Here is a 15,048-nt window from a genome sequence, read left to right as displayed (position 1 = left end):
TATCTTCCTCAGTCCCGGAGTTGTTTCTGGCTTTCGACCGGGTCGATCAACACGGCTTTCTGTTGGCGCACCAGCAGATCGAGGATTTCGTCCTGACGATCGCCCAGTACACCGTTGAAGCTGATCCCGCTGGCTTTGGTCGGTGCAAGCATCGACACCTTGTACAGCTCGACGCTCAGAGGCGAGTCGATGGACAGGGGGCCTGAACCGTTGGAGGTCAGTTCGCCGCCGACCATGATCAGCGAGACTTCGGCATCGAATGGATCGAGCTTGATGTCGCGGTCAGTGTCAGACAGGTCCTTGATGTGGCCGTAAACGCCCATCAAACCGTTACCGATGGCCAGGTTTTCGTACAGCTTGATGTTGGTGCTGTTGCGAACCCGGATGCCGTGACGCTTGTTGGCGAACACACGGTTACCCCACAGCAGGTTGTCGGCACTCTCATACAAGGTGATGCCGTCGGTGTGGTTGCGGTAGATCTCGTTGTACGCCACCAGGTTGTTCACGCTGTTACGGTCAAGGACGATGCCGGACAGGTGGTTGTCGTAGCTTTTGTTGTTGATGATGAAGCTGTCGTTCACCTCACGGGAGACGATGATCCCGTGCTTTTTCTTGGTCCCGTACACCGTGTTTTCGGCAATGATCAGACCGTGGGAACGGTCATGGGGGTCGATGCCGTAGATGATGTTGTCGTGGTAGGTGCTGCCCTTGACCACGAAGTCACGGGTTTCATAGCAGTAGAAGCCGTACCACATGTCCGAGAATTCAGAGTTGACGATCCAGCCGGTTGGCTCGGCGCGGTTCATCTGAGCCTTCATGTTCGGCGTGTACTGCGAAATACTGATCCCGTACGACTTGCTGTTGTTGTAACCCAGGCTCGCCACTTTGGTGTTGAACATGTAGGTCTGCGTACCACCCCAGGACAGCAGGAACGGACGGAATTCCTTCGGCGCCTTGAACGTCGACGGGCCGTTGGATTTCTCGCTCCAGCCGGTCAGTTTGGTGTCCGACATGAACAGCAGGTTGTCGTTGACCAGAAACGCACCGGCGTCCTGAGACAGGCGCAGTTCGGTGGTTTTCTTGTCGACTTCGAGGATGCCGTTCTTGCCCACGACGATCGGCAGACGAGCCAGGAACACGCCCGGCGAGGTCTCGCTCAGGTACTGTTTAGGCACCTTTTTCGCGAGGTCCTGCAACGTCATGTAGCCGTCTTCGATGAAGATGGCCTGGGGAATGCCGTGCTGACGGGCTACCCATTCGGCCATCTTGTTGTCACCGCCGATGAATTCCTTCAGCGAGTCTTCCTGCATCATGCGTTTGATCGCGACCTTGCCCGGCTTGCTGCGCACGATCTTCTTCTGCATGGCCTGCTCGGTGTAACCCGAGAGGTCAGGCAGCTTGGGCTTGTCCATCAACAGCGGTTCGATGGGCGGGCTGCTGATGGTGTAGGTCTTGGCCTGATGCAGGCCCTTGACCACCACTTCCTTGTCATCCGCCGGATGCGCCGCAGGGGCAGGAACCGGCAACGGGTTGTTGGCCATGGCCGCAGTGCTGGAGAGCAGCATGACGCTGCTCAACACTGCGCATTTCAGCACAGAGCTTTCCAGCAGGGCATGCGGCCATGCCCGGTGACGCAATCTGCTTGCTTGACTGTTCATCTCATTGCACTCCTATCGCGGCTTGCATCAGAAGCGCCAGATGACGTCGACGATGGCGCGGTGCATGTAATCATCTACACCGCTGTGATACGCATCGCCCGGTTTGAACACGCCTGCACGCAGACGAATCAGCGCCGACGGTTCGTCGAACGACTGGCTCACCGCAGCAGGCAGCAGGCCTTGCTTGAAGTACTTGGTGACGACGAGGTCCATTTCCTGGCCCAGGTCCTTGCGGCCGTCTTCGAGCGGCAGCGAGGCGAATGTGCTGACGCCATCGGAGTCGACATTTTCCTGAGCCGGGTTGATACCCGCGCCGCCGATGCCCGAATGGCCGTCGACACGACGGAACTTGTGGTAGATCAGCGAGGCGTCGTACTCGTCCTGCATCTGCCACGAAGCGAACAGCGAGCCGGACTCTACGTTGGCCATTTCGCCCTGGAACGCTTCACCGAAGCGATGCACGCGCGAGCGGGTACCGGTCCAGTTCGAGCGGTTGCTTTCCAGACCGTTCTGCTCGTAGTTCTTGCTGGCGCGGGAGTAGGCGCCGCCCACTTGCCACATCGGGTCCAGACGGAAACGCAGGCCCAGGTCGGTCGCCCAGCCGTTGACGTTTTCGCTGTTCTTCTCACCGGCCACGTACTGATCGCCAATGGCGTCATAGGTGGTGCCGATGCGGTCACGATCGCCGGTCAGCCAGGTCAGGCTGCCCCAATAGTTGACGGTGTTCAGGTTGCGGTAGTTGTACGCATCGCTGTTGGCCTGCAGACCCAGCCAGGTCAGGTCGCCGCGCGAGGTCTTGTCCAGGTCGTCGATGGCCGAGCCCTGTTGTTTCAGGCTGCCGCCGTCATGACTGTGGTGCGCACGAACGCCTGCCCACTGGCCCGGCGTCCACTGGTATTCCACGTCGCCATAAAGATGCGAGCGATCCTTGTCCTGTGCCGACAGTTCGGTCAGGTCGGTGCGGTATTCGCTGAAGCGCTGGGCGGCGCCCACTTCTGCCTTGAGCAGGGTGGTGTCGAAGGTCCAGTTCACCGCTTCGATGTTGGTGTCGTGCCACTGACCATCGTCATTGCGCAGACGCTGACGACCGACTTTCAGGATCTCGCCGGGGTAGGGCGTGAAACCGCTGTAGCCGATCCAGAACTCTCGCAGGGCCGCGTAGCTGTCATCGACTTTGCGGCTGTTCGACGTGCTGCGCGAGCGCTGGGCGCTTTGGCCGTTTGCGTCGGTGACCTGCTGGTCCAGCGGGTCGGTCTGGATGGTGTCGGTCGCGGTGACGACCTGGCCCATCGCGTAACCGCTCCAGTTGCCCCACTCGCCATACGCCCACGGACGCAGATCCAGACCGACACCGTTGACGTCGCCACCGCTGCGGGTGCCGAGGTCACGGTCGTCTTCCATCTGGCCGGTCGCTTTGACTTCGATGCCGAAATTCTGAGTGTCGGTCAGGGCGGCCAGTGTCGGCGTGGCCCAGATCAGGGAGAAGCCCAGGCCGAATCCGGCCGCCATCAGAGGGTTCAACTTAAGCTTCATAGAGGTGCGTCCCCGCCGTCTTTTTCTTCTTGCAGTGTCTGCAAGGCCAACGCGTTTTGCGCGGTTGTGCCGCGGACCTGCTGTTCTCGCTGGAGAAGACTCTGCGCCTGGGCGCGCTTCTCAGGCGGCAATTGTTCGTTCAGTTGTTGCGCAAGATCCGTCGCTTGCGGTGTGCCCTGGGCCAGTGCGAGCTGGCCGAAGACCCATGCGTTGACCGGATCAGGCTTGATACCTTTGCCTTGCGAGAACAACTGCGCGAGGGCGAAGTCGGCGCTGTTCTGGCCACCGCGTGCGGAGGTCAGCAACTGGTCGACCGCTTTCTGCGGGTCTGGATGGCCCAGATAGCCCCGGCGATACAGCTGACCCAGGTAGTAATGCGCGGAGATTTGCGTCGCAGCCGCCTTGGTCAGGTGCTCTTCGGCTTTCTTCGCATCCGGCAAGACCAGCTTGCCTTCGTAATACAGCTTGCCCAGCAGCAGTTCGGCGCGGGGTTGATCCGCAGCACGGCCGTTGTCCAGGTATTCCATCATCTTGTTGACGTCACCCAGCTCGGGGAAGTCGTACAGCAATTGCGCCAGGCTGACCCAGGAAGCGGGGTAACCAGGGGCAACTTTCTCCAGCAGCGACTGCGCGGTCTTTTCGTCCGGCTTGCCGAGGGTCGAATCCGCCAGCACGCGAGCGACGCTGTCGACCCGCATGGCAGGCACGCTGCCCATCGCGTAGCCGCTTTGCATCTGCTCGATCAGCGCCGCCTGTTTGTCGGCTTCGCCGCGCTTCTGGTAGACCGTCGCCAGCTCGGTGTAGCAAACGTCAGTGGTGCGCAGCGCTTGCTTGCAGATGCTTTCGACTTCAGCCAGATGCTGGTCGTAGGTGCCCTGGGTGCGGTACAGCAGCACCTGGGCCAGACCCGCTTCCGGGTAACCGGTCGCGCGCCATTCGTTGATCTTCTGCTGCGCATTCACGTTCGGGAACGTGTGCGGGTACTGCAGATAGAGCATCGCCAGCGGGATCAGCGTGCCGGCTTCGCCATTGGCGAAGGCCTTCTTCAACAGACCTTCGGCTTCACGTTGCTCGGCTTCGGTGGAGTTCGGCTTGACCGCCAGCAACTTGCCCAGACGCGATTGCGCCCGAGGCGAAGTGGCGGCAGCAGCGCGATACGTCGCCTCGGCCTGCTTGATCAGCTCGGGGTCGCGAGTACCCACCTGGATGTCCGCAAGGCCGACCTGCGCATCGCTATAGCCCAGGTCCGCCAGTTGCCGATAGTTTTGCTCCGCCATCGCGGTGTCGCCGCGTTTCAGGGCTTCGTTGGCCAAGCGCTGATCGGGCAGGCCGGCACAGCCGCCCAAACCGATAGCGATCGCCAGGCTCAACACTGTAGGGGCTGACAAGCTTCGTAGTGGGCTAGCCATGTTTAGAAACCTGCCGCCGTGGCTTTATCGATCAACCAGTTCAGCGACGGGCCGCGGGTGCTTACCACTTCAACCGGACGACCTGCCAGGCTGCTGTTGATGGCTTCGTCAGGCTGGATCTGAACGCGGATGTCGGAAGACAGGTCAGCAGGGCTCAGAGCCGTGGCGCTGACGATCTTGCCGCTGTGGTCGCCGTCTTCGCCGGCAACCTGGAAGGTCACGCGAGCGCCCGGCTGTACATCGGCGAACTGACGGTAGGTGAAGCGAGCATCGACATTGGCGGCAACGTTGCGCGGGACCATCTGGAAGATGACCTGACCTTTGCTTGCGTACTGACCGTCGGCGACCAGTTGCTTGGCCACGACGCAATCGCACGGGCTGGTCATGGTGCCGGCCAGTTGACGACCAAACAGCTCTTCGATTTTGGCCGGCTGCATTTCGTCCGGGTCCAGGTTGCCTTTCAACATGTCCAGCATGCTGGTGTTGAAAGTCGCCAGCGGAGCGCCTTTGGCGACGTTGCCGTTTGGCGTTACCAGGCTGGTCACGGTGCCTTCACGAGGCATGGTGACATCCAGGCTAGGGACGCTGACCAGGCCCGAGGTGGAGTGGCTGACGAAGTACATGCCGTAGACCGATTTCGCGACGAAGCCGAACGCAATCAAACCGACAGCGAAGATACCGACGCTGAAGGTCACGGCGCGCAGGCGACCGAAGGCGCTCAGGCCGCTGCCGCCATCTTTGGATTTGCGGGCCTTGGTGAAGTTGTCGCGCTGCAGGGTCGCCAGCACTTCGCCCATGCTGATGAGGTCGCCCGACAGGTGCGAGGTGATCAGGTGACGCAGCGTCGAGATGTCCTGGGATTCCAGATTCTGGAACTGGCAGCCGACACGGCCGGTGCTCGAATCGATGGTGCGCACTTGCAGGTCGACGTCCATTGCCAGACCGAGGTTGTCGATCAGGAACTGCAGACGACCCTTGATGACTTCACCGACGCCTGGACGCAGGTTGGCAGGAGCGACAAAGCTCAGACCGCCTGCGGAAAGGTCTTCGACACGCACCAGCGGGGCGTTCGGCTGACCATTGAGCAGTCGCAGTTTGGCCGGGATCTTGACCCGTGCGTGCTGACGCTGGGCTTCGGATTCATGTACGACATTGGCATTCACGGCTGTATTCATGGTGGTAATTCCTGATTAATCGAGTTGATCCATTGTTTCGGTCAAAGGCCCGGTCAGACCATTGTCAGCAGCACGGCAACGAAGATGCTGCCAGCCGAGAAAGTCATGGTCCGCGACGACCAGGTGTTGAACCAACCCTGGAAGCTGGCCATGTCGCGGCTCAGTTTTGTGTCCTGTCGGGTCCAGGACTGTCGGTCGAGACGGAAGAAGACGTAGATCTTCATCAGTGCGCCGACGATCTGGTTGTAATAGAGAATCATCGGATACGCCGGCCCGATCTTGTGCCCGCTGCACGACAGCAGCAGGGTCAGGATCAGACGGGTGATACCGATCCACAGCAGGTAAGCCAGCAGGTATTCGATGCCGAACTTGAGGCTTGCCAGCATGGCAACGGTCAGGCCGAGGATCGATGTCCACATCGATACGCGCTGGTCGAACAGCACGATGCTGGTGAAGACCCCAAGACGACCGAAGCCCAGACCCAGCGCACGGGAGTTCTGCCGAAGGTTGTTGCCGTACCAGCGATACATCAGCTTGCGGCTGGCTTTCAGGAAGCTCTTTTCCGGCGGGTGTTCAACGGTGTTGATGGCGGCATCCGGCACGTAGAACGTGTCGTAGCCCAGGCGCATCAGGCTGAACCAGCTGGACTTGTCGTCGCCGGTCAGGAACTTGAAGCGGCCCAGACGCCAGTGCTGCAGCGAATCGCTTTCCACGTCAGCGATGAACATCGGGTCCGTCACCACGGTGGCGCGGAACACCGACATACGGCCGGTCATGGTCAGCACGCGCTTGGACAGCGCCATCGAGCACATGTTGATGTGACGCTGAGCGAAACGCAGCTTGTGCCACTCGCTCATGATGTAGCCGCCGCGTACTTCACAGAATTCGTTGGTGGTCAGGCCGCCGACGTTGCCGAACAGCTGGAACCACGGAACTGTTTTCTGCACAACGCCTTCAGCGAGAACGGTGTCGCCGTCGATCACCGCAACGACGGAGCGGTCGTCCGGCATGTGGCGGGAGATGGCGCGGAAACCGAACGCCAGACCATCACGCTTGCCGGTACCGGCGATGCGCACGAAGTCTAGCTTGACGTGCTCCGGCGGGTTGTACTTGGCCCACAGTGCCTTGACCAGCAGCTCGTCGGACATTTCCACCAGGGAGCACACGATGGTGGTCGGGAAGCCGCAGTTGATGGCTTCGCGAATCACCGAGCTGTACACCTGAGCGGTGGTCAGCGCATCGATACGAAAGCTGGTGACCATCAGGAACACGTGGGACGGATCGGCGGCCTTGCCCAGCTTGCGCACTTTGCGGCGCAGGTGCGGGTAGACGATGTACAGGAAGATCATGCCGCGCACGAAGTGCGTTGCGCCCATCGAGTAGCGCCAGATGCCGACGATACCGATCAGGAAAATGAAATCTTTGGAGTGCGAGTCAAACAGCGATGCAGGCAGCGCCATGGCAATGGCAGCCAGCAAAGTTAGATAAAACAGCCAACCTGCGGCCTGGAGGAAGCCGTGCTTCAGCCTTTGCATAGTGTGTATCCCTAAGTCAGTTGCAACCTCAAGCCGCAAGCTTCAAACCTCCCGTCGCAGGCGCTGACGCCTGGGACGGGAGGGATGAAGCCTGAAACTTGCAGCTCGTGGCTTGCAGCTCGCTGTGTGTTACCAGCAGATACCTTCGATTTGACCGTTTTCGGTGGTGGTGCCTTTCATGAAGCCCACCAGGTCAATCACACGCTTGCCGGCTGGCGCGTTGTTGGCGAGTGCACGGAAGCGCTCGTCGCGGTTACCCAGGATGATCACGTCGGAGTTGTTGATGACCGCGTCGAAGTCCGAGTTCAGCAGGGATGAAACGTGCGGGATCTTGGACTCGATGTAGTCTTTGTTGGCGCCGTGAACGCGAGCGTATTCGACGTTGCTGTCGAAGATGCTCAGGTCGTAGCCTTTACCGATCAGCATTTCTGCCAGCTCGACCAGTGGGCTTTCGCGCAGGTCATCGGTACCGGCCTTGAAGCTCAGACCCAGCAGGGCAACTTTGCGAGTGTCGCTGGCAGCAACGATGTCGAAAGCGTTCTGAACCTGGGAAACGTTGCTGCGCATCAGGGAGTTGAGCAGAGGTGCTTCAACGTCCAGAGTGCTGGCGCGGTAGGTCAGGGCGCGCACGTCCTTCGGCAGGCAGGAACCGCCGAAAGCGAAGCCTGGGCGCATGTAGTACTGCGACAGGTTCAGAGCCTTGTCCTGGCAGACCACGTCCATCACTTCGCGGCCGTCGACGCCGACTGCCTTGGCGATGTTGCCGATTTCGTTGGCGAAAGTGACCTTGGTCGCGTGCCATACGTTGCAGGTGTACTTGATCATTTCGGCAACGGCGATGTCCTTGCGGATGATCGGTGCGTCGAGTTCTTCGTACAGGGATTGCAGAACGTCACCGGACGCCTTGTCGAATTCGCCGATAACGGTCATCGGAGGATGGTCGTAGTCAGCGATCGCGGTGCTTTCACGCAGGAATTCAGGGTTGACCGCGACACCGAAGTCAACGCCGGCTTTCTTGCCCGAGCAGTCTTCGAGGATCGGGATGACAACGTTTGCGACGGTACCTGGCAGAACGGTGCTGCGCACGACGATGGTGTGACGGGTGCTCTTGTCACGCAGTACGAAGCCGATTTCACGGCAGACCGATTCAATGAAGTCCAGCTCCAGATCGCCGTTCTTCTTGCTTGGCGTGCCGACGCAGATCATCGACAGGTCAGTGTCGCGGATCGCTTCGGAGAAGTCGGTGGTGCCACGCAGTTTGCCGGTCTTGATGCCGGTTTCCAGCAACTCGCCCAGACCTGGCTCAACGATTGGCGACTTGCCTTTGTTGATCAGATCGATCTTGGCAGCGGAGATGTCCACGCCAACAACATCATGACCACGCGCCGAGAGGCAGCCTGCGCAGACTGCACCGACATAGCCCAAACCAAAGATGCTGATACGCATAGTAATCTCCTCAATGTTTACGCCATTAGTTGGCCGAATATAAAAACTGTCTTACAACTTTTCGCGCACTCGTACGCACGGCAAATGAATGTCGCGTGACAAGCACAGGCAGAATTAAGGGTGAGTTACCTGGATGAAAGGTAAACCCGAATCTTACAGATCAAAAGTGTCGAGTAGCCCATACATATTTATATAGGTTCCCGATCTGGGATGTGGCAGGCACTCCGACGGATGATTTGCGCGTCGTGCTCAGGCGATCAAGGACAAGGCTTTTGGCCGTCTCCCGATGAATCTGCCCCGATTCACGACTGCGGGCACCCGAATGGTGCTAGCTCAATTCACTTCAACTAGTTTGGTGCGTGACTCCTTGTACGTACCACTTGACCCAAGGGTCTAACTTCGTTGAGAAGCAACTTCCAGATCTGTCCATGTGCCATGTAAGAGATGTCCTACATGGGGGACGAGAATTGTTACGGGATGTAGGAGCGTGGGCAATCCCCATAAGTTCCGGGCCGCTCGTCCTCTTTTTGAGATTTTTCGTAACACTCGGTGCTTTCTGGCGGGATCCAGCGGGCTGGCGATCAAGGTTTGAGCCTTAGTTTATAAGGCTTTGGCCGGCCTGCAGGGTGGGGTGTCACTAGTTCAAATTCACGAGCCGAAATCTGCAAAAAAAGTTGTTAATTTTTTGAGAAAAAAAAGAGCCGTTAGTTTTCGACTGTTAGTTGGCGCCAATTAGCTGTCAGCACTACCGTTCGTCCGTGCAAACTGTAGCTTATGAACTAAGTAAGTGTGGGAATTTGCGAACAGAGTCACTGTTTTTGTTTGCTTTCGGTTGGATGGACAGACGCATTCGAATGATGGTGTTTGCCTGCTCGCACTAAAATCACGAGAAATGTGCGCTGAGCAGTGCACTGAAGTAGGGATGAAATGGCGTCGCGATGCCCGTCATTGGTTGAAGACGGGCAGGCATTTGGTCGCAGGAAAGGGCAGGTGCCAATCAGGCATCTTGCTCATCGCGCAGGAAAATGAGCTTGTCCGGGGAGGACAGTTCTTTGCTGTATCGATAGCCGTGGGCATCGAACTGGGCCAGGTCTTTGGGCTTGCTGATGCGCTCGGAAATGACGAAGCGGGTCATCATGCCCCGGGCTTTCTTGGCATAGAAGCTGATGATCTTGTACTGGCCGTTTTTCTGGTCGCGGAACTCGGTTTCGATCACGCGGGCATTAAGTGCCGGCCGCTTGACCGCCGAAAAGTACTCGTTCGACGCAAGGTTAAGCAGCACGTCGTCGCCTTGTTCTTTCAGCGCATCGTTCAGCCACTCGCTGATGCGGTCGCCCCAGAATGCATAAAGATCCTTGCCCCTGGCGTTCGCCAGTTTTGTGCCCATTTCCAGCCGATACGGTTGCATCAGGTCCAAGGGGCGCAGCAACCCATAGAGCCCGGACAACATGCGCAGGTGCTTCTGGGCGTAAGTCAGATCGGGTCCGCTCAGGGTGTCGGCGTCGAGCCCTGTATACACATCGCCCTTGAATGCCAGCAGTGCCTGTTTGGCGTTTTTGGGGGTGAACGCCGGATCCCAGCTGCCGAAGCGGGCAGCATTGAGGCCCGAGAGCTTGTCGGACAGGTGCATCAGCTCGCCGATCTGCGCGGGGGTCAGGTCGCGCAGCTGGCTGATGAGCTCCTGAGAATGATCCAGAAATTGCGGCAGCGTATGGCGCTTGGTGGTAGGCGGCGTTTCGAAATCGAGGGTTTTGGCTGGGGAAATCACCATCAGCATGGGCAGGTCTCCTTTAATCGTCGGGCGATTCTAGGGGTTGCGTGCGGTTCACTCCAGCTATGGTGTCGATAGGCGCGTTCCTACGGAAGCCGTGCCCGAATCCGGCCATCTGGCCCTGGGCAAATCCGCTATAGTGCCTCGCCGGTTTTCGGCCTCTTTATCAAGGATTGGGAGCACGTCGTTTTGCGCATGCTGTTATTGATCGGAGCCTGTTTGCTGGGGCTCAACGCACAGGCGGCCACGGGGGATATCGCGATGCTGGATCGCGCAGTCTGGCCGGAGGCTCTGGAAACGCCGCAGCTGTTCGACGTCGCTTCTCGCGCCCAGATTCTCAGCTTCGCCCATCAATTGCTGGAAAGCGAAAAGCTCAGCGATGCCCAGCTGAGTGCGCGCCTGGGGCTGCGCCAGATCAACCTGCCGACGGTGAACCTGATCCGCACACGGTTGTGGACGCGCCTGTTCGAGAACTGGACATTCGCTGAAAAAACCTGTGAAGCCGACGCCTCGTTCTGCGTGCTGGTCGACGACGTGCCGATGCTGCGTCAGCGCGCCGCCGAATACAAAGTGGCCGATGATTCCTTCTATGCGCAGTGGGCGGCGCCGGCCGATGCCTTCAGCCAGCGTTATCTCAACGAACTGTTGCGCATGGCCGCCCTGTTCCCGCAGACCAGCAGCGAGATCGAGCGCTATAACTCCGACGAACTCAGCGGCGAAGAAATGCCGGACCGGACCTTCCTGCTCAATTTCGAGAGCGGTCCGACGGTTGCTGATGGGGCCACGGACTGGCTGGCTGACTTCATGCGCCAACAGAAGATCACCGCGACCTTCTTCGTCCTGGGCAAAAGCCTGCAAAGTCGTCTCGACAGCACTTCAGCGCCAGCGCTGCAAAACGTCTACCGGCAGCAATGCGTCGGCCTGCAAGGCTGGGAGTTCAGGTCCCATGCCCATTGGCGCGACTGGCAAGACTCCATCCAGCGCACGGCCGCGCTGGTTCAGCAGGTGCTGCCGGACAATTTCGTGCCGCTGTTCCGTCCGCCTTACGGGCATCGTCGTGCCGACAGCGCGCCGTTCTTCCGCGATCAGCAGCTGCGGGTGTCGCTGTGGAACATCGATTCCCAGGACAGCACCGGACGCATCAGCGCCGAGCAGGCTGCCAACCGGGTGCTGACGCTGATGCTGCTGTGGCGGCGCGGCAATGTGGTGTTTCATGACAGCACGGACAAGCCGCAACAGGCGGTCCCATGGCTGATGGCCAATACCGCGCAAAGCGGTGTGATCTGGGAGGATTGCCATATTTATCCGCAGCAGTTGGCGGACGAAGAAGATGTGCCGGATGAGGAAGATGACACGCCAGACGATGACGCCGCAGAAGAGCCCGCCGAGCAGCCGGGTGCAGCGACAGATCAGACGGCGCCGGCCGCGAAAGAAAAGGAATAGAGAGGGGGAGATGTCGGAAATTTCTGAGGATTTATCCCAGACCGGACTTCCGACTTTAAACGCGGTTGCCCCATCCGCCAAGGCCTAATTCGCCCCCTGAAAAATAAACTTCAAAAAGCGCTGAAACGCGTTTTTATGTCATCGGTTTTGCGGTATTACGACAACAGACCGCCGAACCCTGCAACACAGGTGGCGTCATTCCAGACCCCACTTTGCGCAATTTTCTCCTGCCTCAAGGGGAAAGCCTCGGCGGCCTTTTCGTGACGCAACATCGCTGTGTGTTGCGCCACCCGGCTACTACAAAGGTGAGCGAGTATGGATGACCACGGACGCACCCCTTCCTCTAACCAGCCAATCCTTTACGTGCTCGATACCAACGTATTGATCCATGATCCAAACGCGCTTCTGAATTTCGAAGAACACCACGTTGCACTCCCCATGACGGTCCTCGAAGAACTGGACAAGCTCAAGGCGGGCAAGCACTCGGTGGCTGCCGAATGTCGGCAGGCGATCCGTTTGATTGACAAGACACTCGGCGAAGCGACCCCGGAGGAGGTCGAAAAAGGCGTACCGATCGATCGCGGTACAGGTGTTTTCAAGGGCTATCTGTCCATCCTCATGAACAAGCGGCAAGAGCCCAACCGGGTGCTGCCCGACAACCTCAATGACAACATCATCATCAATCAGTTGATTGACCTGCATGCGCGGAAAAAGGACACGCGCATCGTATTGGTCACCAAAGACATCAACATGCGCCTCAAGGCACGTGCCTGCGGCATCGAGGCCGAGGATTACAGCACCGACCAACTGGTCGACGACGTGTCGATGCTGTCCCGCGGCTACCACACCATGACCGGCTCTTTCTGGGACCGGGTGAGCAAGGTCGATACCCGCCAGGATCACGGCCGTACCTGGCACAAAGTGCAGATGATCGAGCAGATTCCGTCTGTGCACATCAACGAATTCATCATCGATGAGCAAGGCTTCGTCGGTTGGGTCAAAGGCGTCAAGCCAGATGAGTTGCTGTTGCTGGACATGCATCAAGAGCCGCTGCTGCATCAGGAAGCATGGGGGCTGAAGCCGCGCGACATCTATCAAGGCCTGGCGCTGTTCGCGCTGCTCGATCCGGACATTCATCTGGTCAACCTGTCCGGCGCGGCCGGTTCGGGCAAGACCATTCTCGCCCTGGCCGCTGCCATCGAGCAGACCATGGTCAGCAAGCGTTATCGCCGCATCATCGCCACCCGCAGCGTGCAGGGGCTGGACCAGGAGATCGGTTTTCTGCCCGGCACCGAAGCAGAAAAGATGGAGCCATGGCTTGGCGCGATCACCGACAACCTGGAAGCGTTGCACATGGACGATGAAAACACCCATGGCAGCGTCGATTACATCCTGAGCAAGGTGCCGCTGCAGTTCAAATCCCTCAACTACATTCGTGGCCGAAGCTTCCAGCAGAGCCTGATCCTGATCGATGAATGCCAGAACCTCACGCCGCACCAGATGAAAACCATCATCACCCGTGCCGGCGCCGGTTCAAAGGTGGTCTGCCTGGGCAACCTGGCGCAGATCGACACCCCTTATCTGTCGGCCACCAGTTCGGGGCTGACCTACCTGACGGAGCGTTTCAAGGACTTCCCCAACGGCGTGCACATCAGTCTGCAAGGTGTTCCACGCTCGATCCTGGCTGAATACGCGGAGAGCCATTTGTAACGTGACATCAGCTTCAAGCTTCAAGCTTCTAGCCTCAAGCTGCAAGCCGACGTCCGCTTAAGGTCGTTAGCTTGCAGCTTGCAGCTTGCAGCTTGTGGCTTCTAGCCATAACTCCCTACAATCCCCGCTCCTGTTCAGGAGTCATCCCGTGCTCACTCATCTCGATTCCCAAGGTCGCGCCCACATGGTCGACGTCACTGAAAAAGACGTGACGTTCCGTGAAGCCGTGGCCGAAGCGCGCGTGCGCATGCTGCCCGAAACCCTGCAAATGATCGTCGAAGGCGGGCACCCCAAAGGTGACGTATTTGCCGTCGCACGCATCGCCGGCATTCAGGCCGCGAAGAAAACCAGCGATCTGATTCCCCTCTGCCACCCGTTGATGCTCACGGGCGTAAAGGTCGAACTCACCGCCGAAAGCCCTGACACCGTGCATATCCTTGCCCGCTGCAAACTCTCCGGCCAGACCGGCGTGGAAATGGAAGCGCTGACCGCCGCCAGCATCGCCGCCCTGACCATCTACGACATGTGCAAGGCCGTGGACCGAGGCATGACCATCGAGCACGTGCGACTGCTCGAAAAACTCGGTGGCAAAAGCGGGCACTTCATCGCCGACGAGCAGGTGAACGCCCAATGACCATTCACGTGCAAGTCCAGTTCTTCGCGCGTTTTCGCGAAACCCTCGGCACCGAGAGTGAGACGCTCGAAGGCGCGTTCGCCACCATCGACGCCGTGCGCCAGCATTTGCTCGCGCGCGGTGGTGTGTGGGAGGTGCTCAGCGAGAAAGGCATCATGTGCGCCCGTAATCAGGAGCTGTGCTCCCTGGACACGCCTGTTGAGCCGGGCGACGAGGTGGCGTTCTTCCCGACCGTCACCGGAGGCTGATATGGGCGTGCGAGTGCAAGCCGCAGCGTTCGATCCCGGCGCGGAAGTGAATGCCATGCACGACGCCAACGTCGGCGTGGGTGCGGTGGTCAGCTTTGTCGGCTACGTCCGCGACTTCAACGACGGCCTTGAAGTGGCAGGGATGTTCCTTGAACACTACCCCGGCATGACCGAGAAAGCGCTGCTCAAGATCGTCGATGAAGCGCAGCAGCGCTGGCCGCTGCTCAAGCTGGAAGTGATTCACCGGGTGGGCGAATTGAAACCGGGCGAGCCTATCGTGTTCGTCGCAGCCGCCAGCGCCCATCGCCAGGCGGCATTCGAAGCCTGCGACTTCGTCATGGACTACCTGAAGACCCGAGCGCCGTTCTGGAAGAAGGAAAACACGTCAGAAGGGGCCCGTTGGGTGGAGGGCCGCGACAGTGACCACAAGGCCGCGGATCGCTGGAAATAAGCCGGTTTGAGAGGCCCGTTAAACAGGCGCTGTTT

Annotated in this window: 12 protein-coding genes; 5 read left to right on the top strand and 7 right to left on the bottom strand. The window is 59.1% G+C overall.

Annotated elements, in window-relative coordinates; translation table 11 throughout:
• Positions 1–8 precede the first annotated feature (8 nt).
• The 7 genes from algG to yaaA form a co-directional block, all read right to left on the bottom strand.
• Positions 9–1,658 (bottom strand): mannuronan 5-epimerase AlgG, encoded by a 1,650-nt coding sequence (gene algG / locus QWI18_RS07125; protein WP_369318502.1) that lies wholly within the window; start codon positions 1,656–1,658, stop codon positions 9–11.
• A gap of 27 nt (positions 1,659–1,685) precedes the next feature.
• Complete coding sequence (locus tag QWI18_RS07120; protein ID WP_065991930.1) at positions 1,686–3,191, bottom strand: alginate export family protein; 1,506 nt, start codon at positions 3,189–3,191, stop codon at positions 1,686–1,688.
• Positions 3,188–4,600 (bottom strand): alginate biosynthesis TPR repeat lipoprotein AlgK, encoded by a 1,413-nt coding sequence (algK, locus tag QWI18_RS07115; RefSeq protein WP_065991932.1) that lies wholly within the window; start codon positions 4,598–4,600, stop codon positions 3,188–3,190. The genes QWI18_RS07120 and algK overlap by 4 nt, the downstream gene beginning before the upstream one ends.
• Positions 4,601–4,602: 2 nt before the next feature.
• A complete protein-coding gene (locus QWI18_RS07110; protein ID WP_065991934.1) occupies positions 4,603–5,775 on the bottom strand; it encodes an alginate biosynthesis protein Alg44 in 1,173 nt (390 codons plus the stop codon).
• Between the two features lie 53 nt (positions 5,776–5,828).
• Complete coding sequence (gene alg8 / locus QWI18_RS07105; protein WP_065991936.1) at positions 5,829–7,310, bottom strand: mannuronan synthase; 1,482 nt, start codon at positions 7,308–7,310, stop codon at positions 5,829–5,831.
• Between the two features lie 129 nt (positions 7,311–7,439).
• Entirely contained in the window at positions 7,440–8,756 is a 1,317-nt protein-coding gene (locus tag QWI18_RS07100) for a nucleotide sugar dehydrogenase (protein ID WP_065991938.1), read from the bottom strand.
• A gap of 997 nt (positions 8,757–9,753) precedes the next feature.
• The gene (gene yaaA, locus QWI18_RS07095) at positions 9,754–10,533 is read right to left on the bottom strand and encodes a peroxide stress protein YaaA (protein ID WP_065991940.1); all 780 of its coding nucleotides are present in this window, start codon (positions 10,531–10,533) and stop codon (positions 9,754–9,756) included.
• A gap of 183 nt (positions 10,534–10,716) precedes the next feature.
• Between yaaA and QWI18_RS07090 the strand changes: the two genes are divergently transcribed.
• The 5 genes from QWI18_RS07090 (at position 10,717) to moaE (ending at position 15,013) form a co-directional block, all read left to right on the top strand.
• Positions 10,717–11,970, top strand: a complete 1,254-nt coding sequence (locus QWI18_RS07090) for a polysaccharide deacetylase family protein (protein WP_369318501.1) — start codon at positions 10,717–10,719, stop codon at positions 11,968–11,970.
• 315 nt (positions 11,971–12,285) lie between these two features.
• Positions 12,286–13,680, top strand: coding sequence for a PhoH family protein (locus QWI18_RS07085; RefSeq protein WP_065991946.1), 1,395 nt, complete (start codon positions 12,286–12,288; stop codon positions 13,678–13,680).
• Between the two features lie 148 nt (positions 13,681–13,828).
• On the top strand, positions 13,829–14,314 hold the full coding sequence (gene moaC, locus QWI18_RS07080; protein WP_065991948.1) for a cyclic pyranopterin monophosphate synthase MoaC: 486 nt from the start codon (positions 13,829–13,831) through the stop codon (positions 14,312–14,314).
• 2 nt (positions 14,315–14,316) lie between these two features.
• On the top strand, positions 14,317–14,562 hold the full coding sequence (locus QWI18_RS07075) for a MoaD/ThiS family protein (protein ID WP_369318562.1): 246 nt from the start codon (positions 14,317–14,319) through the stop codon (positions 14,560–14,562).
• 1 nt (position 14,563) lies between these two features.
• Positions 14,564–15,013, top strand: a complete 450-nt coding sequence (gene moaE, locus QWI18_RS07070) for a molybdopterin synthase catalytic subunit MoaE (RefSeq protein ID WP_065991953.1) — start codon at positions 14,564–14,566, stop codon at positions 15,011–15,013.
• The last annotated feature ends 35 nt before the right edge of the window (positions 15,014–15,048 follow it).

Origin of the sequence: Pseudomonas sp. W2Oct36, from assembly GCF_041060465.1 — a bacterium.
Taxonomy (GTDB): Bacteria; Pseudomonadota; Gammaproteobacteria; order Pseudomonadales; family Pseudomonadaceae; genus Aquipseudomonas; species Aquipseudomonas graminis_B.
The sequence above is the reverse complement of the archived record's forward strand: the minus strand, read 5'-3'. Positions and strand labels throughout refer to the sequence as shown.

Excerpts from the sequence above, each read along its gene's own strand:
- alg8 (WP_065991936.1), bottom strand. The coding sequence starts at position 7,310 with ATGCAAAGGCTGAAGCACGGCTTCCTCCAGGCCGCAGGTTGGCTGTTT.
- QWI18_RS07085 (WP_065991946.1), top strand. The coding sequence starts at position 12,286 with ATGGATGACCACGGACGCACCCCTTCCTCTAACCAGCCAATCCTTTAC.
- yaaA (WP_065991940.1), bottom strand. The coding sequence starts at position 10,533 with ATGCTGATGGTGATTTCCCCAGCCAAAACCCTCGATTTCGAAACGCCG.
- algG (WP_369318502.1), bottom strand. The coding sequence starts at position 1,658 with ATGAACAGTCAAGCAAGCAGATTGCGTCACCGGGCATGGCCGCATGCC.
- QWI18_RS07100 (WP_065991938.1), bottom strand. The coding sequence starts at position 8,756 with ATGCGTATCAGCATCTTTGGTTTGGGCTATGTCGGTGCAGTCTGCGCA.
- moaE (WP_065991953.1), top strand. The coding sequence starts at position 14,564 with ATGGGCGTGCGAGTGCAAGCCGCAGCGTTCGATCCCGGCGCGGAAGTG.
- QWI18_RS07110 (WP_065991934.1), bottom strand. The coding sequence starts at position 5,775 with ATGAATACAGCCGTGAATGCCAATGTCGTACATGAATCCGAAGCCCAG.
- QWI18_RS07120 (WP_065991930.1), bottom strand. The coding sequence starts at position 3,191 with ATGAAGCTTAAGTTGAACCCTCTGATGGCGGCCGGATTCGGCCTGGGC.
- algK (WP_065991932.1), bottom strand. The coding sequence starts at position 4,600 with ATGGCTAGCCCACTACGAAGCTTGTCAGCCCCTACAGTGTTGAGCCTG.